We start from the raw sequence: 25,325 nt of genomic DNA, 5'->3' as shown, positions 1-25,325 counted from the left end.
TTTTTCGATCCGCCTCGCAAGAGAAGCTTTAACCTTCAATAGGATCGACATCCAGGACCCACTTCACTTTGCGCGCTTCCGGTAAGGTATTAATCAACGCCAAGGTCCCGCTGACGATGTGCTGCAGACGAATGCGTGACGGATGCTGGAGCAGAATCTGCCAGCGCCAGCGGCCTCCACGCTTCGGTGCCAGCGCCGGTACCGGGCCGAGCACCCAGAGCTTATCGTCAGCCAGCGGGCTGGCCTGTAGTAGGTTACGCAACTGCTGTAAAAATAGCGGAGCTTGCTGATTATTATGATCTTCCGCGCGAATCAGAACGTGGCTGGTCCACGGCGGCAGTTGCATACTCTGCCGCTCCGCTAGCGCCTGCTCGGCAAACGCGTCGTATCCTTTATAGAGCAGCGTTTGCAGCAGCGGGTGCTCCGGGTGATGAGTTTGAAGGATCACTTCACCCTGCTTACCAGCGCGGCCTGCGCGTCCCGAAACCTGCGTATAGAGCTGAGCAAAACGCTCCGCTGAGCGGAAATCAGCGGAAAACAGCGCCCCGTCAACGTCCAATAGAGAGACCAGGGTGACATCCGGGAAATGATGGCCCTTCGCCAGCATTTGGGTACCGATAAGAATGCGCGCGCCGCCGCGATTAACGTCGGCAAGGTATTGTTCAAGCGCGCCTTTACGGCTGGTGGTATCCCTGTCGATACGGGAAATCGGCACATCGGGAAACATCGGTGCCAGCGCTTGCTCAAGCTGCTCGGTTCCAAGCCCCACCGGTACCAGGTGCGTTGAGCCGCAGGAGGGGCACTGGCGTGGAATCGGCCTTTGGCTGTCGCAGTGGTGACAGCGCAGATGATGCTGGGCCTGATGCAGCGTGTAGTAGCTGTCGCAGCGTGGGCATTCCGCAATCCAGCCGCAGTCGTGACACAGTAGCGCAGGCGCGAAGCCGCGGCGATTTAAAAATAGAATCACCTGGTTATCGGCCTGCAGATGCTGACGCATGCGGCCGATCAGCGCCGGAGAAAGCCCGGCCTGGAGCTGCTGCCCTTTTAAATCCAGAACATGTTGTTGGGCCGGGCGCGCATTGCCCGCACGTTTGGTTAGCTTCAACTGGTGATACTTGCCCTGACGAACGTTATAAAGCGTTTCCAGCGCTGGGGTCGCCGAACCAAGAATAATCGGAATCTGCTCGCTATGTGCGCGCCAGACCGCCAGATCGCGAGCGTGGTAGCGCCAGCCTTCCTGTTGTTTGTAAGAACTGTCGTGCTCTTCGTCGATAACGATCACCCCAAGGTCTTTGAATGGGGTGAACAGCGACGAACGGGTGCCGATCACAATCGCCGCTTCGCCGTTTTTGGCTTTTAGCCACGCCGAAAGACGCTCGCTGTCGTTAAGACCTGAGTGCAGCACTTCTACCGGAGCGTTAAAACGGTGGCGGAAACGGGCGATAGTCTGCGGCGTCAGGCCGATTTCCGGTACCATCACCAGCGCCTGGCGACCCTGCGCCAGCACGTTTTCCAGAACGCTCAGATAAACTTCCGTTTTCCCGGACCCGGTGATCCCGGCCAGCAGCCAGGCGGAAAAGCTGTCTGAGGCGCTGTGAATCGCGCCAACGGCGGTCGCTTGTTCAGTATTGAGACGCAGGCGTTCTCCGGGTACCGAGAAGCTTGTTCGCCAGTCGGTGATACCAGGCGCTTCGCTGGCCAGCTCAGTAAGACCTTTACCCCGCAGCGCCTGTAGCGCGGCGTCGTTAAATTCCAGCTCGGCAACCTGATGACGCCAGATTTTCCCCTGACGCAGTGCCGCCAGCGCCTGCTGTTGTTTTGGTGAGCGTTTAAGACTATTGATATCAACCGCTTGCCCTTGCTCGGTGGCAAACCAGTACCACATCGGCGTCGCGCTGGCGGGTTTCCCCTGGCGCAACATGATCGGTAGCGCGTGGAATAACACATCGCCAATCGGATGATGATAGTAATCCACTGCCCACAGCAGTAGTCGCCAGACGGAAGAGGAGAAGACGGGCTCGGCGTCGAGGACTTCAGCAACCGGTTTGAGCTCATTGAGCGGTAATTCGCTCCGCTCGCTGATCGCCGTTACGATGCCGATGCGCTCCTGCTTGCCGAACGGAACGCGCACGCGACAGCCCGCTTTGACCGGCATACCGTCAGGCAGCAAATAGTCAAAAGTGCGGGGCAGCGGAACGGGCAGGGCAACGTGAGCGACGGGCATTTAATCTTCCTGACTTGAAATCTGGCGGGTTAGTATACACATTGTGATAAGGGCTCGCGGATCAGTTTGCATATGCTGGTCAAATTCTGTATGATTCGCCGCCTTTGATGTGCTTTGTGCAGCATCAAAATCTATTACCCGGGGATTTCGCATAGCGGAATAGCGACGGGAAATTATTAACATCGCGTGGTGTCTGGCGTTAGGGCTGGAAGAGCGACGCGGCCTTAACTGAGGTTCTCCCATGAAAAAAGATATTCATCCGAAATACGACGAAGTTACTGCAAACTGCTCTTGCGGTAACGTCATTAAAATCCGCTCTACCGTTGGTCACGACCTGAACCTCGACGTGTGCGGTAAATGCCACCCGTTCTACACCGGCAAACAGCGTGATGTTGCTACCGGTGGCCGTGTTGACCGCTTCAACAAGCGCTTCAGCGTGCCGGGTACCAGCAAGTAATTTGCTGAAGAAGAAGCCGCCTCAGGGCGGCTTTTTTGTCTCTGTTTTACAGAGGATAGCAGTATAAATTCAGACAAGCCTTATTCTTCTCCACTGCCTTCATCACGCTTCCCGCCGTCAGTTTTAGCGAGGGATTAATCGTCATCCCCGCGCTTTCCAGCCCCTTTGCCGTCCATTTATTACAGGTATTGAGTATCCCATAACGGCCATTTGCCGCGTAAAACTGGCTGTCGCCGTAGATCCCTTTTTTTAACGGTATCAGCTTGCCTGTTTCATCGCGGGCAAAGCTGCGGCCAATGTAGCGCAGTAGACTGCTGTTCTGGCTTGTGCTCAGGCTTAATTCAGCCACCGTGCTGCCGGAAAAATAGCGTCCGGGCGTCCCGGTAAAGGCGACAACGTGCATCACCGCACCGGATGACCAGAACATCGCCTGGAGCGTAAGCCGGCTGGTTATCTCCTGAGACTGGTAAAAGCCCTTATCGCCCCAGCCGATTTCATACCATTGTACCTCTTGGGGGAAACGCGTTTTAAGCTGCGGCAGAATCGTGTTTACATCGTCAGCAGACAGGATAATCCCTGTATGCCAGCCGTGATTGACGATATAGATTTCTGGCCCGAGCGACGGTTTTTCTGCCGTGGGTTTGATGGCCTGCGGGTAGGTGGTGCAGCCATACAGTAGAAAGCACATCCATGCGATGAACAGGTTTTTCATGATCGGTTACCAGGAGAACAGCGGCCAGTTTTTTTCTACGGTTTCCAGCTGCGGGGCGTCAAATACCGCCTGCGGCGAGATCACGGTTTCGTTCAGCGGGATATGCTGACCATAACGCTCTTTGAGTTTGGCGCGAACGGCCGGGGAGCTGAGATCGAACTCACTCAGCTTTTGCAGTTTACCCACCTGTAGCGCCAGGGCGCGGTGATACACCTTCCACACGACCTCGGAGCAGTACTGACGCTCGTCGCTCCATGAGAAGAAGAGATCGTAAGGTTGACCGAGGTAGTGCTTTGCCGTTTGCGCCAGCTGTTTTTGCTGCGTAGCGGTAAGCCCACCGCGCACGCGTCGGACGACGTATTTGCCGTCCTCACCCTGCGCGACCCACTTTTGCAGCGGCGTGTAAACCACCGGCCCAACGGCTTCAAAGACATAGGGTTTTTTATTGCGAATCACGACCATGCCGGTGTGGCTGTAATCGGAATGAGTCGCCAGCTGGATAGCTTTGCTTTGTGATGACCGGGAGATTTGAAAAACGATATCGCCAGTCTGCGGTTCCCAGGCATGCGCGGAGAAGGTCAACGCCAGGCTAAGCGCCAGAACACAATACTTCATGGCATAACATCCTTGTTATACCCGTCATACTTCAAGTTGCATGTGCGTTGGCTTTCCTCGCTCACCCCAGTCACTTACTTCAGTAAGCTCCAGGGGATTCCCTGCGTCGCCGCCTTCTTGCAACTCGAATTATTTAGGGTAAATACAACTAAAAAGAGCGGCTGGTTTCCCTGGCCGCTCTCAGTGATTTAGTATTCCCACGTATCCGGGTCGATACCCATTTCACGCATAATCTGTTTCGCCGCTTCCGGGATTTCATCGCTGCGCTCTTTACGCAGGTCTTCATCGTTAGGCAGCGGCTGACCGGTAAAGGCATGCAGGAACGCTTCACACAGCAGTTCGCTGTTGGTGGCGTGACGCAGGTTATTCACCTGACGACGCGTGCGTTCATCGGTGAGGATTTTTAACACCTTCAGAGGAATGGAAACCGTAATTTTCTTTACTTGTTCACTCTTCTTACCGTGCTCAGCGTATGGGCTGATATATTCGCCGCTCCATTCAGCCATGAGTTACCTTTAATCCTCTATTCATTAGTTAAGGGCCAGGAACGCGAGTTCAGGCCATAATTGCGCGTAGTTTACCGTAGAGGGGCGCGTCTGGCACCAAACAAGCCGCTACGGATGTGCGCTAATGCATATAATTTTAACGGCTATTTCCTATTTGCTCAATCTATACGCAAAGAAGTTTAGATGTCCAGATGTATTGACGTCTATTATAACTATGTTTACTCTGAAGCCTGACTTTTCACCGATTCAGCCAGGAACTCCCCAACATGACGCGTAAACAGGCCACCATCGCAGTGCGTAGCGGTTTAAATGACGACGAGCAGTACGGTTGCGTTGTCCCGCCGATTCACCTCTCCAGCACCTATAACTTCACCGGATTTAACGAACCTCGCGCTCACGACTATTCTCGTCGCGGTAACCCGACCCGTGATGTGGTGCAGCGTGCGCTGGCAGAACTAGAGGGCGGCGCGGGGGCGGTTCTCACCAATACCGGGATGTCGGCGATTCTGCTGGTCACCACGGTATTCCTGAAACCAGGCGATGTGCTGGTGGCGCCGCACGACTGCTACGGCGGCAGCTATCGTCTGTTTGATAGCCTGGCGAAACGGGGTTGTTACCGCGTGCTGTTTGTCGATCAGAATGACGAGCAGGCGTTGAGCGCCGCGCTGGCGGAAAAACCCAAGCTGGTTCTGGTCGAAAGCCCAAGTAATCCATTGCTGAGAGTTGTGGATATTGCGAAAATCTGCGGGCTGGCGCGTGAGGCTGGCGCGGTAAGCGTAGTGGATAACACCTTCCTGAGCCCGGCATTGCAGAATCCGCTGGCGCTGGGTGCCGATCTGGTGTTGCATTCATGCACCAAATATTTGAACGGCCACTCTGATGTGGTGGCCGGGGTGGTTATCGCTAAAGATCCGGCGATTGTCACCGAACTGGCATGGTGGGCGAATAATATCGGCGTCACCGGCGGCGCATTTGATAGCTACCTGCTGCTGCGCGGTTTACGTACGCTCTCTCCGCGTATGGAAGTGGCGCAGCGCAATGCGCAGGCGATTGTCGATTATCTGCAAACCCAACCGCTGGTGAAAAAACTGTACCATCCGTCCTTGCCGGAAAACCAGGGGCATGAGATTGCGGCGCGTCAGCAAAAAGGTTTTGGCGCGATGCTAAGCTTCGAGCTGGATGGCGATGAGCAGACGCTGCGTCGTTTCCTGAGCGGATTATCGCTGTTTACACTGGCGGAATCGCTGGGTGGCGTAGAAAGTCTGATTTCCCATGCGGCGACGATGACCCACGCGGGCATGGCGCCTGAGGCGCGTGCGGCGGCGGGGATCTCAGAAACGCTTCTGCGTATTTCGACCGGTATTGAAGATGGTGAAGATTTAATTGCCGACCTGGAAAATGGCTTCCGGGCAGCAAACGAGGAATAAACATGAGTGTGATTGCGCAGGCAGGGGCGAAGGGTCGTCAACTGCACAAATTTGGTGGGAGTAGTTTAGCGGATGCGAAATGTTACCTGCGCGTCGCGGGGATCATGACGGAGTATTCGCAGGCGGGCGATATGATGGTCGTGTCCGCCGCCGGCAGTACCACCAACCAGTTGATCAGCTGGCTGAAGCTCAGCCAAACCGATCGTCTCTCTGCGCATCAAGTGCAACAGTCGCTTCGTCGTTACCAGACGGAGCTGATTTCCGGGCTGCTGTCGGCAGACGCTGCCGACGCGCTGATCGCCACGTTTATTCACGATCTTGAGCGCCTGGCCGGGCTGCTTGATAGCGGCGTGACGGACGCGGTATATGCCGAAGTCGTCGGCCATGGCGAAGTCTGGTCGGCTCGCCTGATGGCGGCGGTGCTGAATCATCTCGGCGTGGAAGCCGCATGGCTGGACGCGCGCAGTTTCTTACGCGCCGAACGCTCCGCGCAGCCGCAGGTGGATGAAGGTTTATCTTATCCGCTTTTACAGCAGCTGATGGCGCAGCATCCGAACAAACGTCTGGTGGTGACCGGCTTTATCTCGCGTAACAACGCCGGGGAAACCGTGCTGCTGGGGCGTAACGGATCCGACTACTCCGCTACCCAAATCGGCGCGCTGGCCGGGGCGACTCGCGTCACTATCTGGAGCGACGTGGCCGGGGTCTACAGCGCTGACCCGCGTAAGGTGAAAGATGCCTGCCTGCTGCCGCTGCTGCGCCTTGATGAGGCCAGCGAACTGGCCCGTCTGGCGGCCCCGGTACTGCATGCCCGTACATTACAGCCGGTATCCGGCAGCGATATCGATTTGCAATTACGCTGTAGCTATACGCCGGATCAAGGCTCTACGCGTATCGAACGCGTGCTGGCTTCCGGCACCGGGGCGCGGATTGTCACCAGTCATGATGATGTCTGCCTGATTGAGTTTCAGGTGCCCGGTGGTCAGGATTTCAAATTGGCGCATAAAGATCTGGATGCGATTTTAAAACGCGCCCAGCTGCGCCCGCTGGCGGTGGGTGTGCACGCCGACCGTAAGCTGCTGCAGTTCTGCTACACCTCTGAAGTGGCCGACAGCGCGCTGAAACTGCTCGATGAAGCGGGGTTGCCGGGCGAACTGCGCCTGCGCCAGAAGCTGGCGCTGGTGGCGATGGTTGGTGCTGGCGTGACCCGTAATCCGCTGCACTGCCACCGTTTCTGGCAGCAGCTCAAAGGCCAGCCAGTGGAGTTTACCTGGCAATCTGAAGAGGGCATCAGCCTGGTCGCGGTGCTGCGCGCCGGACCAACCGAAAGCCTGATTCAGGGCCTGCATCAGTCGCTGTTCCGCGCGGAAAAGCGCATTGGTCTGGTGCTGTTTGGTAAAGGCAATATCGGTTCCCGCTGGCTGGAGCTGTTTGCCCGCGAGCAGACTACGCTCTCCGCTCGCACCGGTTTCGAGTTTATTCTCGCCGGGGTAGTGGATAGCCGCCGCAGCTTGCTCAATTATGAAGGTCTGGACGCCAGTCGCGCGCTGGCTTTCTTTAATGATGAGGCCGTTGAACAGGATGAAGAGTCGCTGTTCCTGTGGATGCGTGCGCATCCGTACGATGATTTAGTGGTGCTGGACGTGACCGCCAGCGAGCAACTGGCCGATCAGTACCTCGATTTCGCCAGCCATGGCTTCCACGTTATTAGCGCCAATAAGCTGGCGGGTGCCAGTAGCAGCAGTAAATATCGGCAGATTCATGACGCGTTCGAGAAAACGGGCCGTCATTGGTTGTACAACGCCACCGTCGGTGCCGGACTGCCGGTCAACCACACGGTGCGCGATCTGATTGATAGCGGCGATAATATCCTGGCGCTGAGCGGCATTTTCTCCGGCACGCTTTCGTGGTTGTTCCTGCAATTTGACGGCACCGTGCCGTTCACCGATCTTGTCGATCAGGCCTGGCAGCAGGGGCTGACCGAGCCCGATCCGCGCGTGGACCTTTCAGGGAAAGACGTGATGCGTAAGCTGGTGATCCTGGCGCGTGAAGCCGGTTACAACATCGAGCCGGATCAGGTGCGCGTGGAGTCGCTGGTGCCAGCCCACTGCGAAGAGGGCTCCGTCGATCACTTCTTTGAGAATGGCGAAGAGCTGAACGAGCAGATGCTACAGCGTCTGGAAGCGGCTCGTGAAATGGGCCTGGTGCTGCGTTATGTCGCGCGTTTCGACGCTAATGGTAAAGCCCGTGTCGGCGTTGAAGCGGTGCGCGAAGAGCATCCGCTGGCGGCGCTGCTGCCGTGCGATAACGTCTTTGCTATCGAGAGCCGCTGGTATCGCGATAACCCGCTGGTGATCCGTGGGCCAGGCGCCGGTCGTGATGTGACCGCTGGGGCGATTCAGTCCGATATTAATCGTCTGGCGCAGCTGCTGTAAGCGCCGCGTTATACTTCTGAGCCAGTGAGACCAGTATTTGCGTCACCCGCCCTGCGGAAAACAGGGCGCTTTGCGTGAATTCTGGTCTCTTTTCCAGCCATTTCGTGAAACGTCGGCTGGCCGTCAGCGCGGGTATCGTTTGCTTTTCTCTCCGGGAATGAGCCAGAGAGCAAACCATCTTTCGATTTTCCCCTTGCTGCCAAAGCTGCCACTGATTTTGCCACCAACCATGCCAGGTTTTTCCTTGTAGCTGCCATGGCTCAACGCCATCGTCACTTGTTATCTCCTCCTCCACATACCAGAGCTCACTTTGCTGCTGACGAAACTGCCGCGCCCAGGCGGTAATGACCGCACCGCGAAGAAAACACTCATGGGCGATTATGTGTGTTTTGACTTCGGGGAACAGGCGGCTGAGCAGCTTAAAGTGGCCGTGCGCGGCGATGACCGGGCGTAGCATCGCGCCGCGGCAATTACGTTTAGATAACGCGCTGCCATACTGTATTTCATCGAACTGACTGCGGCGTAAAAAGATATTCTCTTTCATGGTGATACGGTTAGCGATATCTCCGCCGACATCATGAGGCTCTTTTATGCCCCGCCACCGATAATGCAACGATGTGCCTACCGGGTGAGGGGTGAAATTGCTGGAAAGATGTAAAACGTTGCCGCGACGCGCATCGAAACTTAAAAGAATATAGAGATTTTCCCCAGCGTGATTTCCCTGAAAAGGGACCACTAAAGGAGTGCTGCAAATTTGTTCCGGTGGTTTTATTGGGCTCAACGCTTGATGCTTCGGCGTCCAGACTTTTTCGCAGCAACGGCACTGGAGGCGCTGCGTCCCGCGCGGGTTATAGCCGTAGCGAATAATATCCCGCTGGTAACAAACCGGGCAGAAAAGGCCGCGCTCATGGGCATACGCCGTCAAATAAGCCGATAACCAGAATCCGAATTCCGCATCATTAAATAAAGGCGGGTAGCTGCCGCAAGCTTCGCAGCAGAGTGCCGGATAGCCCAGCCGATAGTCCGGATAATGGTAGTCAGCGGAATTCGCCAGCCCCAAGTTGCGGCAGCCGAACGTTTTGCAGGCGTTAATGGTAAAAAGATGATCCATTTGCAGGCGAATACCAACGATTTTTACAGGTCGTTAATTCTGCCGTGCTCGTGTGGTATTGAGATGTGAGAGCACTCACATAAAAAAGTCTTTCAGAACGTAACTTAGCGGTTCTTTACTTCTGAAAGGAACTCCGATGAAATTAAAAACAATTAGCGCCGCCATCCTGCTGACTTTGCCTTTCTGGGCATGCGCCAAAGATGTCACCATTATTTATACCAACGACCTTCATGCCCATGTTGAACCCTATAAAGTGCCGTGGATTGCAGACGGTAAACGGGATATTGGCGGTTGGGCGAATATCACGACGATGGTGAAACAAGAAAAAGCAAAAAATAGCGCGACCTGGTTTTTTGATGCTGGAGATTATTTTACCGGCCCCTATATCAGCAGCCTGACCAAAGGCAAAGCGATTATCGATATTATGAATACCATGCCCTATGATGCGGCAACCATCGGTAATCATGAATTCGATCACGGCTGGGACAATACGCTTTTACAACTTAGCCAGGCCAAATTCCCGATTGTGCAGGGCAATATTTTTTATCAAAACAGTCAAAAATCGTTCTGGGATAAACCGTATACCATTATCGAAAAAGATGGCGTGAAAATCGGCGTGATTGGCCTGCACGGCGTTTTTGCCTTTGATGATACGGTGTCCGCCGCGACGCGGGTCGGTATTGAAGCGCGCGATGAGATTAAATGGTTGCAACACTATATCGATGAACTTAAGGGAAAAGTGGATCTGACCGTTGCGCTGATTCATGAAGGCGTTCCGGCGCGTCAGTCGAGCCAGGGTGGCACCGATGTGCGTCGTGCGCTGGATAAAGATATTCAGACCGCAGGTCAGGTAAAAGGGCTGGACGTTTTGATTACCGGCCACGCTCATGTGGGGACGCCAGAGCCGATCAAGGTCGGCAATACGCTGATCCTCTCCACCGATAGCGGCGGCATCGACGTCGGTAAGCTGGTGCTGGATTATCAGGAGAAGCCGCATCAGTTCGCGGTGAAGAGCTTCGAGCTGAAAACCATTTATGCCGATGAGTGGCAGCCCGACCCGCAGACGAAGCAGGTCATTGATGGCTGGAATAAGAAACTGGATCAGGTGGTGCAGCAAGTTATTACTCAGTCACCCGTCGAACTGACCCGTGCTTATGGCGTCTCTTCGCCGCTGGGCAATCTTGCCGCAGATGCATTGATGCAGGCGGCAGGTAAGGAGACGCAGTTGGCGTTAACTAACTCGGGTGGTATTCGTAATGAAATTCCTGCCGGGGCGGTAAGTATGGGGGCCGTTATCAGCACCTTCCCATTCCCTAATGAACTGGTGACAATGAATCTGACCGGGAAGCAACTGCGTAGCCTGATGGAGCACGGTGCAGGGCTGAGCAACGGCGTACTGCAGGTCTCTAAAGGTCTGGAAATGCACTACGACAGCAGCAAACCAGTGGGTCAGCGCGTTGTATCATTCATGTTAAACGGCAAACCGGTTGAGGATGCGGCGGTTTATCATATTGCTACCAATAGCTTCCTTGCCGATGGTGGCGATGGATTTGCTGCGTTTACCCAAGGGCAGGCGCGTAACACTTTCGGCGGCTACTACGTTTCGAATGCGGTCGTGGATTACTTCAACGCCGGAAATAAGATAACAGATGAACAGCTTAACGGGATGCGCATCGTCGATGTGAAGAAATAAGAACCTCAGGCCGGGCAGTTAGCCCGGCCTGAAACGATCAGTGCGTTGCGAAAACCTCTTTGGCGGCAAACAGGCCATTCAGGGCTGCCGGGAACCCGGCATAGACTGCCATCTGCATAATGACTTCCGTGATTTCTTCTTGCGTCAGGCCGACATTTAATCCGGCAGCGATATGCACTTTTAGCTGCGGTGCGGCATTGCCTAGGGCCGTTAGTGCGGCGATGGTGGCGATTTCCCGGCTACGTAAATCAAGCCCCGGCCTGGCGTAAATGTCGCCGAAGGGAAACTCGATCAGATAGCGGGCAAAATCGGGGGCGATATCTTTCAGGCTGTTGACGACGGCATCGCCGCCTTTGCCATCCACGCGCTGCAGCATCTCAAGTCCGGTGGTAAAACGAACGCTGGTCATAACTTTTTCCTCATGGTGATTATGCGTTGTGAGCAAGATTAGGGAAGTTCGCCGGGCTTGAGTAATACCCTTTTCGTGATACCTTTTCAGTATGACAAATTCACGCTTATACACTCTGGATATTCGCCTGCTGCGCTACTTTGCCGTCGTCGCACAGGAGAACAACATCAGTCGGGCGGCGCAGCGGCTATTTATTTCGCAGCCGCCGCTAAGCCGTCATATCCGCCATCTGGAAACGCAGCTGGGGGTGACGTTGTTTTTGCGTCACACCAAAGGCCTGATTCTTACCGATGAGGGGCGGCGGGTGCTGGATATTATTCAGCCGCTGCTGGATCTTCAGGACCGCACTCTGGTCGCGCTGGGCCAGCTCTCTGAATATTCGCATCAGCCCCTGCGTCTGGGGCTAACGACGGCCTTTGAGCAAGGTATTTTTGCCGCAGTAGAGTCCGCACTGAGTGATTATTCGAGCGCTTTGCATATCACCCGGCAATCATCACCGGCCCTGGCCCAACGGGTGCGAAAAGGCAAGCTTGATGCGGCGCTGGTGGCGCTGCCGCTGAATACCGAAGGGCTGAGTCTGCATCCTTTGCCGTATCGCGAACCGCTCATTGCGGCGTTACCTGTATCCTGGCCAGAGTCCGAACGGGCAAATCTCACGTTAAACGCGCTTAATCATCGACCGCTGTTTTGGTTTAAGCGTGAGCGTAATCCTGACTTTTTTGACTATACGCGGCGCATTTTTGACCGCGCAGGCTATACGCCGGGCTACGTGGAGGAACCAGCAGAGCATGATGTCCTGCTGGCGCGTATTGCGCGTGGCGAGGGGATGATCCTGCTGCCGGCGTCATTTTCTGCTATTCAGCGTCAGGGCGTGGTTTTTTGCCAACTGCATGAAGGAGAGCGGATGCCGCTGGGTCTCGGCGTCATTTACGCCCCGCACAATCATGAATCCGTTCAAAAATGGCTTCCTCTGCTGGATAACTGCCTGGCGGCTCGCTAGCGCGTCAGGCGGATTCTCTCGCCACCAGTTGCCCGGAAAGCGTGATGCTCTGCGTTTGCAGCGTTGGCTCTTTGATCTTCCGCGTTATCAGGGTTGCCGCCTGACGCCCGGTTTCTTCGCTAGCCGAAGAGACGTAAGTAAAGGAGGGTGAGGTCAAATTCACGTGCATCATGTCTTCAAAGCCGACCAGCGCAACCTGTTGGGTAAGGAATACATCTTTACCGACGGTTCGCCCCACCTGGTTAATCCCGCTGAGGCAGCCGATCATGGCGTCCGGGGAGTGGCAGAGCAACGCGGTGATGGCGTTGTTTTTCTCGAGCAGTTGGCGCGTGGCAACGCTGGCGGCCTGGGTATCGTTACTGCATGCCGGCATGAATTCGTCGCGCATCGTCATGTCGTACTTGTCCAGCACGGAGCGAAAACCCAACAGGCGCTGCTGGCGGATGAGATCGTTTTCCTGACCGCCAATATAGGCAATGTAACGGTGCCCGCGTTCGATCAAATAGCGCGTGGCAAGGCTCGCCGCCTGGCGGTTATCGCGAACAACCTGATTGCAACTTTCTGCCAGCGGCGTCTGTGACACGATAACCAGCGGAAGCGGGTACTGAAGCAGCGGGGTGGGCAAGGTCGCGGAGTCGGAGGCCAGATAAATTACCCCTGCGACGCCCTGCTGTTTGAAAGAGAGTAAGCAACGTTCGAGATATTCACTATCGTCGCGCGGCTGGCCGAGGAAAACCATATAACCCTGAGTTTCCAGCTCCTGCACGATGCTGGCCATGACTTTGATAGAAAAGCTGTCGCTGAAATCGCGCAATATCAGGCCGATAAGATTGGAGGTATTCGAGCGCAGGTTCGCAGCGGCAACGTTATGGACGTAGCCCAGTTCGTTGATAACAGCATTGACTTTTTCAATGGTGGCTTCGGAGATTTTCCCTTTCTGACGCAGTACTAACGATACCGTCGAAACGGAAACCCCCGCCATTTTAGCGACATCAATGATGCTGACTTTCTTCAAAATCTCTCCCTGAAAACTCTTTTATGACAGTCAGATAGAAGAAGATCGCCTGCCAGGGACGGGCGATCTTCCACACCATAACACCTTCTGATTATTTGCCAATCATCCCCGACATGGTTTGTGCGATAAATTGCGCTCTGGCACCAAAAATAACCTGGATGCCATTATCGCCGACAAATACCACCCCGCGTGCGCCAATTCCATTCAGGCCATCTTTATCGACAGCGTCTCGCTGGGCAACTTCCAGGCGAAGTCGGGTGATGCAGGAACCGACAGAATCAATATTTTTCGCGCCGCCGAGCAGGTTGATGATCTCCGTTGCCAGTTCGGCATCGGTTTTGTCATCAGCGGTCACGGTCACTTCAGTTCTGCCCGGTGTTTTAACATCAAAACGACGGATGACGAAACGGAAGGTGAAATAATAAATCAGCGCCATCGGCACGCCAACAAACACTGCGCTCAGGAAGTTGGTCTGGTAGCCATTCAACGATGGCAGGATGCCAAAGGAGATGTAGTCGATAAGTCCGGCAGAAAAAGATTTGGCGATATGTGCGTGCAGCAGGTACATGGCCATATAGGACAGACCCGCCATGATGGCGTTGAACACATACAAAATCGGTGCGACGAAAATAAAGGTGAATTCAACCGGTTCGGTAATACCTGTCAGGAAGCAGGTCAGGGCGGCGGAAAAGAGAATACCGGCCGCGATTTTCTTATTTTTGGTATGCGCTTCATGATACATCGCCAGGCAGGCTGCCGGCAGCGCGAACAGCATCAGCGGGAATTCGCCCTGCATGAATTTACCCGCATTTTGATAGCTATCGGAACTGAACGATTTCACGCCTTCTTCCAGCATTTTGAACCAGATGGTCTGGTCGCCGTGGATCATTTGGCCGCTCTGGGTCGTAAAGTCGCCGAAAGAGTACCAGAAAGAGGGATACCAGATATGGTGCAGGCCGAGCGGGATGAGCGCACGTTCAACAAGACCAAAAATAAAGGTCGACGCCGCCTGGTTATCGCCGTTGATGACTACCGATAATGCATCGATGCCCGACTGGATATGCTCCCAGATATACGGCAGCAGCAGGCCGAGGATAAATGACAGGAAGGCGGTGGCGATTGCCACAAAACGTTTGCCGGAAAAGAAACCCAGGAACTCAGGCAGCTGCAATGAGTGGAAGCGGTTGTAGCACCAGGCGGCAAGGATGCCGCAAATTAACCCGCCAAAGACCCCCATTTGCAGCGTGGGGATGCCGACGACCATGGCATATTTTCCGCCCTGGGACGCCATCTCCGGCGTAATGCTCAGCACGGTACCGATGGTGATATTGGTGACGAAAACGGAAACGGCGGCGGAAAGCGCGGCGATACCGGATTCCGATGCCAGACCAACCGCAGAACCGATAGCGAACAGCATCGGGAGGTTATCAAAGATGACCCCGCCTGCGTTCATCATCAGCGGTAAATGGAATTTATCGCCGAAAGCCAGCAGTAAGCCCGCCGCGGGCAGAAGTGAAATTGGCAGCATTAATGCCCGGCCAATCATCGACAATTTTGATAATGACTTTATGAACCCTGATATCAGACCCATGCTGATTCCCCCGATGAAGACGCAATGTTGCGTTATTTTTATTAAGTAGAACGTTGTAGTAGAACGTTCTACTTATCGTGGGACAAGGCAGATTACATCGCAACCTCATTTTCATCATCGGATCGGGGGAAATTGTGATTATTTGAAGTGCTTCAAAATTGTGCGGATAAAAAATCCTAATTTGCTGAGAGTTTGCTGCTGCCGGTTGACAGGAGCAGGTAAAGCGGCTCGAAAACAGATGAGCTTTTTTCAACTTGCCTGAATATTCCTCACTCTTTACGCAGATTTTTCTATTGACGCCTGCGCTCTTTTCCGTCATTTTTACATCTGGACGTCTAAACGTATAGAAGTTCGCGAACACAACAAACAATAAAATGCGATTGATGAGGTAAGGTATGAGCTTTTTTCACGCCAATCAGCGGGAAGCCCTGAATCAGAGCCTGGCGGAAGTGCAGGGTCAGATTAATGTGTCCTTTGAATTCTTTCCGCCGCGCACCAGTGAAATGGAGCAAACCCTGTGGAAATCCATCGATCGCCTGAGCAGCCTGAAGCCGAAGTTTGTCTCCGTTACCTACGGCGCTAATTCCGGTGAACGTGACCGTACCCATAGTATTATCAAAGGCATTAAGGATCGTACTGGTCTGGAAGCCGCGCCGCATCTGACCTGTATTGATGCCAGCCGCGATGAGCTGCGCGCCATTGCCCAGGATTACTGGGATAGCGGAATCCGCCATATCGTTGCTCTGCGTGGCGACCTGCCGCCGGGCAGCGGTAAGCCGGATATGTACGCGGCCGATCTGGTCACTTTGCTAAAAGAGGTGGGTGACTTTGATATTTCCGTTGCGGCCTATCCGGAAGTCCACCCGGAAGCCAAAAGCGCCCAGGCTGACCTGCTCAACCTGAAACGTAAAGTGGATGCGGGTGCAAACCGCGCGATCACCCAGTTCTTCTTTGATGTCGAAAGCTATCTGCGTTTTCGCGACCGCTGCGTCTCTGCGGGAATTGACGTGGAAATTATCCCGGGCATTCTGCCGGTCTCGAACTTTAAACAGGCGAAAAAGTTTGCCGATATGACCAACGTGCGGATCCCGACGTGGATGTCGAAAATGTTCGAAGGTCTGGACAATGACGCCGAAACCCGTCAGCTGGTGGGCGCGAACATCGCCATGGACATGGTGAAGATTTTAAGCCGCGAAGGGGTCAAGGATTTCCACTTCTATACGCTGAACCGCGCGGAAATGAGCTACGCGATTTGCCACACCCTGGGCGTGCGCCCGGCGTAAGTAAGATTTAGATTTATCCCCGCTTTCTCTGCTCTGCGGCGACGAAAACACCCTTCGTCGCCGCTTTTGGTTTATCGCCCCGTCAGTAAAGCGAGTATAGTGCCCGCAAAATCTTCATAACGGATAGATGATAACTATGGCAGGGAACAGCAGCCTGCGGGCCTTCGGCGGCCTGATTATTCTGACGCTTATCTGGAGCTACAGCTGGATTGCGATGAAGCAGGTGACGCTCTATATCGGCGCGTTCGATTTCACCGCGCTACGCTGTATTTTGGGTGCCGCTTTGCTGCTTATCGTTTTGTTCCTGCGCGGGCGTGGGATGCGGCCAACACCGTTTGGCTATACGCTGGCGATTGCCCTGTTGCAGACCTGCGGTATGGTGGGGCTGGCGCAGTGGGCGCTGGTCAGCGGTGGGGCCGGGAAGGTCGCAATTCTGAGCTATACCATGCCGTTTTGGGTGGTGATTATGGCGGCGCTGTTTTTAGGCGAGCGCATGCGGCGGTTGCAGTATGCTGCGATTGGGGTGGCGGCATGCGGTTTATTGCTGGTGCTGCAACCGTGGCAACTTGATTTTTCATCGATGAAAAGCGCGCTACTGGCGATCCTCTCCGGGATGAGCTGGGGAGCCAGTGCGATTGTGGTAAAGCGGATGTATGTCCGCTATCCGCATGTTGATTTGCTGGCGTTGACGACCTGGCAGATGCTGTATGGCGCGCTGGTGATGAGCGCGGTGGCGTGGCTGGTGCCGCAGCGCAGCATTGACTGGCAACCCGGCGTGTTTTGGGCGTTGGGATATAGCGCCATTCTGGCGACAGCGCTGGCCTGGTGTCTATGGCTGTTTGTATTGCGTAATTTGCCCGCCAGCGTCGCGGGGTTGAGCACCCTGGCGGTGCCGGTCTGCGGTGTACTTTTTTCCTGGTGGCTGTTAGGGGAAAACCCGGGTCTGGTGGAGGGCGCAGGTATCGTGCTTATCGTGCTGGCGCTGACCATTATTAGCCTGAAAAAACGCGAAGCTCAGGTACAGAGTGTCTCAGATTGCTAACAAAGTGTGCGTCTCAGAAATTGCCCGGTGGCGGCTAGCGCCTTACCGGGCATACGGGGAGTGCATAACCTGATGATATTGATGGTTTTGTAGGTCGGGTAAGGCGTCAGCCGCCACCCGACAAGAATACGGCACCCTATCTAAACCAAGTTTGTCTGTAAGTTTATCCCTTAATCTCATAGAGCAACGTTTGCCCGGCAATAACCTGGCCTTGTGCCTTGATTTCCAGACAGGCGAAGTCTTCAACGTTGCTACACACCACCGGGCTAATCATCGAACGCACATTCGCATTGAGAAACTCGAGATCCATCTCAAGGATGGGTTGTCCTGCGACGACTTCTGCGCCTTCCTCAATTAACCGCTTAAAGCCCTGACCATCCAGCGCGACGGTATCCAGTCCCATGTGAACTACAATCTCCGCACCCTTTTCGGTTTCAAGGCAGAACGCGTGATTGGTATTGAAGATTTTGACGATCGTACCCGCAGCAGGAGAGACTACGATAGGGCTGGTCGGTCTGATAGCGATACCGTCACCGACCGCTTTGCTGGCAAAAGCTTCGTCTGGCACCTGTTCTAAGGCGACAACTTCGCCGCTGACCGGGGAGAGCAGTTCGGCGATAACCGTGGTGGCTGTTGTCGTACGTGGTTTGGATGCGGTAGGTGCCGCGGCGACCGGCAGAGCTTCTGCTGCGTCGACGTGACCGGTGGTTTTCATCTCATTGGCGATTTTCTCTGCTACAAATCCGACGATAATCTGCACATTGGTGTTGTTCAGACGAATTACGCCGCTGGCACCTAAACGTCTTGCCAGCGCGTCGTTCACCAGAGCGGCGTCTTTAACGCCTAAACGCAGGCGAGTGATGCAGGCATCAATGTTGGTCAGGTTATCTGACCCGCCGATAGCCGCAATATACTGGCGGGCCAGCGCTGCGGCGCTTTGCTCTTTGTTTGCGCTAATATTCAGGTCTTCGCCATCGGCGCAACTCCCGTCTACAGCCAGTTCGCGGCCCGGCGTCATCAGGTTAAATTTGATGATGGTGAAGCGGAAGACCAGGTAGTAGATAACAAAGAACACCAGACCCGTTGGGATCAGCAGATACCATTGCGTGGCTAGCGGGTTGCGGGAGGCGAGCACCATATCGACCAAACCAGCGCTAAAGCCAAAACCGGCAATCCAGTGCATGCTGGCAGCGATAAACACTGAGAGTCCGGTCAGGACCGCGTGGATAAGGTACAGCACCGGCGCAACGAACATGAAGGAAAATTCCAGCGGTTCGGTGATGCCGGTAAAGAAGGCGGCAAAGGCACCGGCCATCATAATACCCAGCACTTTGGCTTTGTTTTCCGCCCGTGCGCACTGATAAATCGCTAATGCTGCGCCCGGCAGGCCGAACATCATAATGGGGAAGAAACCTGCCTGGTATCGGCCAGTGATACCGAGTACCGCTTTGCCTGAGGCAAGCGACTGCGCGCCGCCGAGGAAGTTGGGAATATCGTTAATTCCAGCGACATCAAACCAAAACACCGAGTTGAGCGCGTGGTGTAAACCGACCGGAATCAGCAGGCGGTTGAAGAAGGCATAGATCCCGGCACCGACCGATCCAAGTTTCTGGATATGCTCGCCAAAGCTCACCAGACCGCTAAATACCACCGGCCAGATAAACATCAGGGCAAAGGCTACGACGATCATGGCGAAGGAGGTGACGATGGGCACCAGTCGGCGGCCGCTGAAGAAGGAGAGCGCTTTTGGCAGTTCGACGCTGCTGAAGCGGTTATAAAGTTCGGCGGCGATGATACCAACCATAATGCCGATAAACTGGTTTTTAATCTTACCGAAGGCGGCAGGCACCTGATCCGCCGGAATCTTCTGGATCATGGCGACGGCGGCCGGTGAACACAGCGTGGTTAAGACGAGAAAACCAACGAAACCCGCCAGCGCAGCCGCACCGTCTTTATCTTTTGACATACCATAAGCGACACCTACCGCAAAAAGTACGCCCATATTATCGATAATGGCGGCCCCGGATTGAATGCATAACGCCGCAAGGGCGTTAGAACTTCCCCAACCATTGGGATCAATCCAATACCCGATACCCATTAAAATCGCTGCGGCGGGCAATGTGGCGACCGGCACCATTAGCGCGCGGCCAACCTTCTGGAGATAACCCAATATATTCATAGTTGTTCCCTTAGAAATAAAAATCCTGAAGCCAGTATGACCAATAGGACATGTATACTGACTGACCCGGCGATGGGTATTACGGTATTAATAACCATATTATTTTTGTGGTTTTATTTTTAAGGGAATTTATCAAGGCTTAATGTTAGCTCTGTCGCATTTTATTAAATCCTTTAACGGATTAATTTTTAATTAAATTTTGGCAATAAGAAATTAGCGGTTATTTTTCAATAACCGCTTAATTATGTGATGCCAGGAAGGTAAAGCTATTCTTAATTTACGGAATAGGCGATGACTCCTTTGCAATAAGTTGTATTAACCTGGTAATCATCTTCTAATACGACGATGTCGGCATCAAAACCGCGCTGTAATTTACCTTTATGATTATCTAACCCTAAAAGTCGGGCTGGATTAAGCGTGCAGGATTTTAATGCCGCGCCAAAAGGTACCATCGCGCCTTCGACCATATTATAAAGGCCGCGATTAAGTTTTAACGTGCTGCCGACCAGCACGCCGTTTTCACGTCGCGTTGCGCCATCTTCACATAAAATCATCGGCTCTCCGCCGAACATATAGCGACCGGGTGGACAACCTTTTGCTTTCATTGAATCGCTGATCATAATGACGTCATCATCATTTTTTATGCGATACAGATGGGAAGCGGAGACCAGGCTGACAAAAATGCCGTCAGCAATCACTTCTCCGTACAGGCCGTCAAGGCGCAACGCGGCGCCTAACAGGCCGGGCTCGCGGTTGACATATTTCGCCATTCCGTTAAACACGTGGGTCACATTTTTTGCGCCATTGGCAACGGCTTCCACCGCCTGCTCAAAGGAGGCATCCGAATGGCCCATATTGACCACGATCCCTTTTTGCGCGCAGTAGCGCGTTAGGGCAAATCCGGCGTCTTCTTCCGGCGCGAGGCTGATGGCGATAATGCGCCCGTGGGCGGCACGTTCAAAAGCCTGAAACTCGCTGACGCTGGCCGGGCGAATCTGCTTTTCCGGCTGCGCGCCGCGATATAGCTGGCTAAGAAACGGCCCTTCCAGGTGGATGCCAAGAATTTCCGCGCCCTGGTAACCTTCATCCATCACGCGGGCGATATTTTCCAGCGCGGCCAGTAAGGTTGTGTCTTCATCGGTGACCGTAGTGGGGCAAAATGCGGTAACGCCCTCTTCCGGCAGACGCGATGTCCAGCGCCGCAGCCCTTCGGGGTCGTTTTCGTTAGTATCGTAGTTCCAGGCTCCGTGGGCGTGGGTATCGATAAGGCCCGGTATGATGCGTAGGGAACCATAGTCGCGATCGGCATTTGCGCTCAGCCCCAGCGTAATGTCGCTGATCAGGCCATTTTCCAGCGTTAACTGCGCCGGATAGAATCCACCGGCCAGCCAGACGCGTTTACTCTGGATTTTCATATGCCCACCTTACGCGTTGATAAGCGACGCCGCCTCGCGGTCGCAAATAATGGTGACGTCAGGATGCATCAGTAAGAATGATGCAGGGAATAACGGGTCGATGCGGGTGCAGTCGTGAAGCTGTTTCATCACCGCCGCCTTCGATTTTCCGTTAGCAATCAGGACAATCTCTTTACTTCTCAGGATAGTCCCCATCCCGAGGGTAATCGCCTGTTGTGGAACATCTTCTTTACGTGAGAAGAAACGCGCATTGGCTTCGATAGTTTCTTCATTAAGATCAATAATGTGGCAGACCGGGCTGTGGGTAGCGTGAGGTTCGTTAAAGCCAATATGCCCATCATGACCAATGCCGAGAATAGTGATATCAAAATCGCCGTGCGCCTGGATGGTTTGTTCGTAACGCACGCATTCGGCGGTTAAATCATCGGCCAGAATATCCGGGACAAAGGTGTTTTCAATGGAAATATTCGCATGCTGATAAAAATAGTGATTGAGAAACCAATAATAGCTCTGCGGGTCATCTTTTTTCAGCGGAATATATTCATCAATATTAAATGATTTGGCGCTGGAAAAATCAGCCTCGCCGCTTTTTGCCATTCGACTCATCTCTTCCAGAAGACCAACGGGGGTTCCTCCGGTAGGCAGCGCCATAACTAAATCCGGCTTTTTGGTTAGCGCATTCGCAATCCGTTCAGCCGTCAGTTCACTCATTTCTTTGTAGGTTTCGGTAATAATAAATTTCAACATGTTCATCCTTTATCCGCCTATGGTGGCTTTCAGGCCAATCTCTTCGGCGTAATGTTTTATTTGTTCCGTCATTTCTCGCTGGCAGGCCGGAATATTGTTAAGAAGATAAGGCATGCCAAGTTTTTGATACTTTCCGACTCCGTAGATGTGATATTCCAGAATATCGACCTGCAGCACGGCACTGCCAAGCTTGCGGATAAAATCGAGGCGTTTACGAATATCTTCCGGGTCATCATTGCGCGTTGGAACAATGACCATACGGGCAAGCATCGGTGTGCCCATTGCCGCGATTGCTTTGGCATTTTCAAGGATCAGGCGATTATCTACGCCGGTGCAGGCAAGATGGGTTTCGGGATTAAAGGCTTTAAAGTCGTAAGAGACCAAATCGACCGTTTCAATCAGCGGGCGTAATTTCTCCCAACGGATATGCCCTGCGGTATCAAGGCAAACATGTACGCCAGCTTCTTTTAACAGCAGGGCGGTTTCCCTGACGAACTCAGCTTGTAGCGCCGGTTCGCCGCCGGAAAAGGTCACGCCGCCGTGGCTGGAATCGTAAAACGACTTATCGCGCAGCAGCAGATCGGCCAGCTCGCGGGAAGTCATCTCTTTTCCCACCTTTTCGTAACCGTCATAGGGGCACATATCGACCATATCCAGCAGGTTGGTGCAGTTTTTCCGGTCGATATTCACGCCATTACCCGGCTTCGCCATGGTGATGGTGTTATTGACTGCGGCCTGAGTGCAGGTGCCGCACTGGCGGCATCGCTCTTTAAACCAGAAAACGTTAAAACCTGGCCTGATGGTTTCCGGATTCGCACACCACTGGCAGCGTAAATTACATTGCTGCATAAACACGGTCGTTCGTATCCCCGGACCATCCTTGGTCGAGTAGCGTTGAATACGGGAAATCAGGCCAGTCTTCATGTTACCTCACACTTACCATGCCAGTTCTGTACGGGCAATAATCGCGTCCTGCGCTTCCGGCATCAGCGTCGAGAACAGGGCGCAGTAACCAGCCACGCGGACCATCAGGTTCGGATAATCTTCCGGGTGCTCTTTGGCGGCGCGCAGAATATTCGAGTCGATGATGTTGAACTGGTTGTGGAAGATATTCTTCTCGCGGCTGGCTTCCATGAAGTGGGTGAATTTCTCCAGGTTGTCGTCACCTTCCAGCGCGCTCGGCGTGAATTTCATGTTCAGCAACTGGCCGCCAGCGATTTTCTGGTTTGGCAGCTTCGCCACGGAGTTGATCACCGCCGTCGGGCCTTCTTTATCTGCACCAAGGCACGGTGATGCGCCCTCGTTCAGAGGCAGGGTTGCCAGACGGCCATCCGGGGTCGCGCCAACGTCAAAACCATTCGGTACGTAAGAGGTGATGTTGGAGGTGGACATGGTGTATCCACAGCCCTTCGGACCTTTGCCATAACGGTCGGTTTTGTATTTTGGCAGCAGCTTCAGATAGGACTCGAATACGTCAGCGACGATGTAGTCAACGTAGTCGATATCGTTACCAAACTTCGGCGCGTTGCGGCACAGCTTACGCACGCGGGCTCCTTCGATGCCTTCAAAGTTGCAGTCCATGGCGTCGCGCAGTTGTTTGAGCGTCAGAACTTTGTCATCAAAGACCAGTTTTCTCACGGCGGCCAGGCTGTCGCCTACCACGGAAGGACCGATGTTGGAGGAGCTGACGAAGTCATACTCTGCGCCGCCGTTTTTCAACGTTTTACCGCGCTCCAGCGAACAGTTGATGGTCGCAGAGGCAAAGGCGTCGGCATCGTGATATTTCAGCGCACGGTCGCAGACCAGGTCACAGTCCACTGCCAGGTCGGAGTAGAACTCCAGCAACTGGTTCCACGCGGCCCACACTTCGTCGTATGACTCGTAGTTAATCTCGCGGCCTTCTTTGCCGTTTATTTTAACCAGTTGTACGCCGGTTGCTGGATCGCAGCCGTTGTTCATCACCAGCTCAAGGATTTTGCCGAAGTTGACGTAGGTCATACCGGTGGCGCGGTGGCCCCAGCGGCCCGGAATGGCGGTTTCCACGCAGCCCATTGAGGCATATTCACGCGCGACTTCTTCGCTCAGACCGAGGGTCATCATCGCCGGGATAACCACTTCGTCACAGAAGATGGACGGCATACCGAAGCCTTTACGGATCAGTTTTGCTGAATCCTGCATCAGTGAGTGCGGAGTATCTTTGGAGAAGCGTACGCTCAGGTTTGGCTCCGGCAGGCCGGTCAATGCCATGGCTTCCAGCGATAAATAAGAAAGGTCGTTGGTGCCGTCGGTACCGTCCGGCTTCATGCCGCCAACCATCAGGTTGGAGTAGAGCGGGTAGCCGCCGCTGTACTGGGTGTGACCCCATGGGCGAACTTTGTTCAGGCTGTTGGTCATGATGAAGAAGTGGGTCAGGATCTCCAGCGCCTTCTCTTTGCTGATTTTGCCGGAGTTGATATCGGCTTCGTAGAACGGCCAGACGTACTGGTCAAAGCGACCAAAGGAGAAGGAGTGACCGTTACTTTCGATCATCATCAGCAGGTGAGTCAGATAGACAGTTTCGACAGCTTCGTAGAAATTCTGCGCTTTGCCTTCCATCAGGTGAGCGAACATTTCGCTCATCGCCAGCAGCTCATCGCGACGTTTAGCGTCGGCGGTTTGTGCGGCTTCTTCTTTTGCCAGCAGCGAGAAACGTTTGCAGTAATTCAACGCCGCATCCATGGTGATGATGACGGCCTGGTAGAAATCGGTCTGCTCTTCCGTCAGGTCTTTGTCTTCGGCCAAGTGCTGTTTTGCGATATCGCGCATGCCGCCGTAGCCGACTTCCAGCACGAAGTCATGGTTAGGAATGATGTGACCGTCGCCGGACATACTGATGCCGCCGCGGTGCAGCACGCCCTGTTTTTCCGCCAGGCGGTTCATCTGAGGCAGATTGGTCAGCACTTCATCCTGGTGAGTTTTCCCCTGCCAGTAATCTTGCAGTACGCGTAGACGCGCTTTGGTCTCTTCGGCAACCTGGAAGCTGTCGCCAGAGCGTTTGTCGAACTCGTCCAGCTCGTCAATCACCCAGTTGAATGAGTATTCCGGGAACACCGGCGCGGCGAAGTTCGCGCTTGCCTGGTTGCCGACAATCAGCATGTCCGGCTCGATATAGATGGTCATTTTTTCCAGAATATCGGCCATCGCCAACGCCCGGCGAATGACAATCGATTTGCCTTCGGAACGTTTAAAGGATTCGGTGATGATCTCAGCACGTTCCGGGCAAATGGTTGCTACGCGGTGGAACATCTGATCTTGCTTTTTGGCGATACGATCGAAATCACAATCGTTGTTGGTGGGTTTGAAGCTTAGTAATCCGTTCATAAAGACCTCAATTCTGGAGTGGGTATCCCTATTCCACGCTTGAGGTGTGTTTTTGTCAACTTAAAAATGATCTTTTTTGTTTCTTTGTCCTTTAAAGGATACTA

The 25,325-nt window shown here is 54.0% G+C and carries 21 protein-coding genes; 7 read left to right on the top strand and 14 right to left on the bottom strand.

All coding sequences use genetic code 11. The features are described from left to right. Nucleotides 1-28: 28 nt before the first annotated feature. Nucleotides 29-2,224, bottom strand: a complete 2,196-nt coding sequence (gene priA, locus ACMYSL_RS28540) for a primosomal protein N' (protein ID WP_181484212.1) — start codon at nt 2,222-2,224, stop codon at nt 29-31. A gap of 241 nt (nt 2,225-2,465) precedes the next feature. Between priA and rpmE the strand changes: the two genes are divergently transcribed. After that, entirely contained in the window at nt 2,466-2,681 is a 216-nt protein-coding gene (gene rpmE, locus ACMYSL_RS28535) for a 50S ribosomal protein L31 (protein WP_110276155.1), read from the top strand. 46 nt (nt 2,682-2,727) lie between these two features. Here the strand turns inward: rpmE and ACMYSL_RS28530 are convergent, their stop codons facing one another. The 3 genes from ACMYSL_RS28530 to metJ form a co-directional block, all read right to left on the bottom strand. Further along, nucleotides 2,728-3,393, bottom strand: a complete 666-nt coding sequence (locus ACMYSL_RS28530; protein WP_434660894.1) for a TIGR02117 family protein — start codon at nt 3,391-3,393, stop codon at nt 2,728-2,730. Nucleotides 3,394-3,399: 6 nt separating this feature from the next. Further along, a complete protein-coding gene (locus tag ACMYSL_RS28525) occupies nt 3,400-4,008 on the bottom strand; it encodes a YiiX family permuted papain-like enzyme (RefSeq protein WP_434660893.1) in 609 nt (202 codons plus the stop codon). Nucleotides 4,009-4,196: 188 nt separating this feature from the next. Next, nucleotides 4,197-4,514: a met regulon transcriptional regulator MetJ gene (metJ, locus tag ACMYSL_RS28520; protein ID WP_004869405.1), complete on the bottom strand. Its 318-nt coding sequence runs from the start codon at nt 4,512-4,514 to the stop codon at nt 4,197-4,199. A gap of 266 nt (nt 4,515-4,780) precedes the next feature. On the opposite strand from metJ, the gene metB reads away from it, so the two are divergent. Beyond that, the gene (gene metB / locus ACMYSL_RS28515) at nt 4,781-5,941 is read left to right on the top strand and encodes a cystathionine gamma-synthase (RefSeq protein ID WP_110276157.1); all 1,161 of its coding nucleotides are present in this window, start codon (nt 4,781-4,783) and stop codon (nt 5,939-5,941) included. A gap of 2 nt (nt 5,942-5,943) precedes the next feature. After that, nucleotides 5,944-8,376 (top strand): bifunctional aspartate kinase/homoserine dehydrogenase II, encoded by a 2,433-nt coding sequence (locus ACMYSL_RS28510; RefSeq protein ID WP_182235504.1) that lies wholly within the window; start codon nt 5,944-5,946, stop codon nt 8,374-8,376. Here ACMYSL_RS28510 and ACMYSL_RS28505 read toward each other — a convergent pair. Further along, the gene (locus tag ACMYSL_RS28505; protein WP_434660891.1) at nt 8,351-9,487 is read right to left on the bottom strand and encodes a cytoplasmic protein; all 1,137 of its coding nucleotides are present in this window, start codon (nt 9,485-9,487) and stop codon (nt 8,351-8,353) included. The two genes, ACMYSL_RS28510 and ACMYSL_RS28505, sit on opposite strands and share 26 nt — an antisense overlap. A gap of 136 nt (nt 9,488-9,623) precedes the next feature. Between ACMYSL_RS28505 and ACMYSL_RS28500 the strand changes: the two genes are divergently transcribed. Continuing rightward, nucleotides 9,624-11,180 carry a bifunctional metallophosphatase/5'-nucleotidase gene (locus ACMYSL_RS28500; protein ID WP_434660889.1) on the top strand — a complete coding sequence of 519 codons (1,557 nt, stop codon included), beginning with the start codon at nt 9,624-9,626 and terminating at the stop codon, nt 11,178-11,180. 37 nt (nt 11,181-11,217) lie between these two features. On the opposite strand, the gene ACMYSL_RS28495 is transcribed toward ACMYSL_RS28500, so the two are convergent. Beyond that, nucleotides 11,218-11,589: a carboxymuconolactone decarboxylase family protein gene (locus ACMYSL_RS28495; protein WP_434660888.1), complete on the bottom strand. Its 372-nt coding sequence runs from the start codon at nt 11,587-11,589 to the stop codon at nt 11,218-11,220. Nucleotides 11,590-11,680: 91 nt separating this feature from the next. On the opposite strand from ACMYSL_RS28495, the gene ACMYSL_RS28490 reads away from it, so the two are divergent. Continuing rightward, a complete protein-coding gene (locus tag ACMYSL_RS28490; RefSeq protein ID WP_434660887.1) occupies nt 11,681-12,589 on the top strand; it encodes a LysR family transcriptional regulator in 909 nt (302 codons plus the stop codon). Between the two features lie 4 nt (nt 12,590-12,593). On the opposite strand, the gene malI is transcribed toward ACMYSL_RS28490, so the two are convergent. From malI to ACMYSL_RS28475, 3 genes are all read right to left on the bottom strand, one after another. After that, complete coding sequence (malI, locus tag ACMYSL_RS28485) at nt 12,594-13,604, bottom strand: Mal regulon transcriptional regulator MalI (RefSeq protein WP_110276161.1); 1,011 nt, start codon at nt 13,602-13,604, stop codon at nt 12,594-12,596. Between the two features lie 91 nt (nt 13,605-13,695). Further along, nucleotides 13,696-15,195 carry a PTS transporter subunit EIIC gene (locus ACMYSL_RS28480; RefSeq protein WP_112216352.1) on the bottom strand — a complete coding sequence of 500 codons (1,500 nt, stop codon included), beginning with the start codon at nt 15,193-15,195 and terminating at the stop codon, nt 13,696-13,698. Then, entirely contained in the window at nt 15,077-15,514 is a 438-nt protein-coding gene (locus tag ACMYSL_RS28475; protein ID WP_434664336.1) for a hypothetical protein, read from the bottom strand. Before ACMYSL_RS28475 ends, ACMYSL_RS28480 begins: the two co-directional genes overlap by 119 nt. Before the next feature lie 76 nt (nt 15,515-15,590). Here ACMYSL_RS28475 and metF point away from each other — a divergent pair, with 76 nt between their 5' ends. Together metF and ACMYSL_RS28465 are read left to right on the top strand one after the other, a co-directional pair. Further along, nucleotides 15,591-16,478, top strand: a complete 888-nt coding sequence (metF, locus tag ACMYSL_RS28470) for a methylenetetrahydrofolate reductase (RefSeq protein ID WP_181484205.1) — start codon at nt 15,591-15,593, stop codon at nt 16,476-16,478. Nucleotides 16,479-16,614: 136 nt separating this feature from the next. Continuing rightward, nucleotides 16,615-17,520, top strand: a complete 906-nt coding sequence (locus tag ACMYSL_RS28465) for a DMT family transporter (protein WP_434660885.1) — start codon at nt 16,615-16,617, stop codon at nt 17,518-17,520. Nucleotides 17,521-17,683: 163 nt separating this feature from the next. On the opposite strand, the gene nagE is transcribed toward ACMYSL_RS28465, so the two are convergent. The 5 genes from nagE to ACMYSL_RS28440 form a co-directional block, all read right to left on the bottom strand. Beyond that, on the bottom strand, nt 17,684-19,699 hold the full coding sequence (gene nagE / locus ACMYSL_RS28460) for an N-acetylglucosamine-specific PTS transporter subunit IIBC (RefSeq protein WP_434660884.1): 2,016 nt from the start codon (nt 19,697-19,699) through the stop codon (nt 17,684-17,686). A 272-nt stretch (nt 19,700-19,971) separates the two neighbouring features. Continuing rightward, nucleotides 19,972-21,114, bottom strand: coding sequence for an N-acetylglucosamine-6-phosphate deacetylase (gene nagA, locus ACMYSL_RS28455; protein WP_434660882.1), 1,143 nt, complete (start codon nt 21,112-21,114; stop codon nt 19,972-19,974). Nucleotides 21,115-21,123: 9 nt separating this feature from the next. Further along, nucleotides 21,124-21,861 (bottom strand): glucosamine-6-phosphate deaminase, encoded by a 738-nt coding sequence (gene nagB, locus ACMYSL_RS28450; RefSeq protein WP_434660881.1) that lies wholly within the window; start codon nt 21,859-21,861, stop codon nt 21,124-21,126. Between the two features lie 9 nt (nt 21,862-21,870). Further along, nucleotides 21,871-22,785 carry a glycyl-radical enzyme activating protein gene (locus ACMYSL_RS28445; protein ID WP_304254873.1) on the bottom strand — a complete coding sequence of 305 codons (915 nt, stop codon included), beginning with the start codon at nt 22,783-22,785 and terminating at the stop codon, nt 21,871-21,873. A gap of 12 nt (nt 22,786-22,797) precedes the next feature. Beyond that, nucleotides 22,798-25,221, bottom strand: coding sequence for a glycyl radical protein (locus ACMYSL_RS28440; protein WP_434660879.1), 2,424 nt, complete (start codon nt 25,219-25,221; stop codon nt 22,798-22,800). Between the last annotated feature and the right edge of the window lie 104 nt (nt 25,222-25,325).

Origin of the sequence: Klebsiella sp. MISC125, from assembly GCF_051131775.1 — a bacterium.
Taxonomy (GTDB): domain Bacteria; phylum Pseudomonadota; class Gammaproteobacteria; order Enterobacterales; family Enterobacteriaceae; genus Klebsiella.
This window is presented reverse-complemented; position numbering and strand designations above follow the sequence as displayed.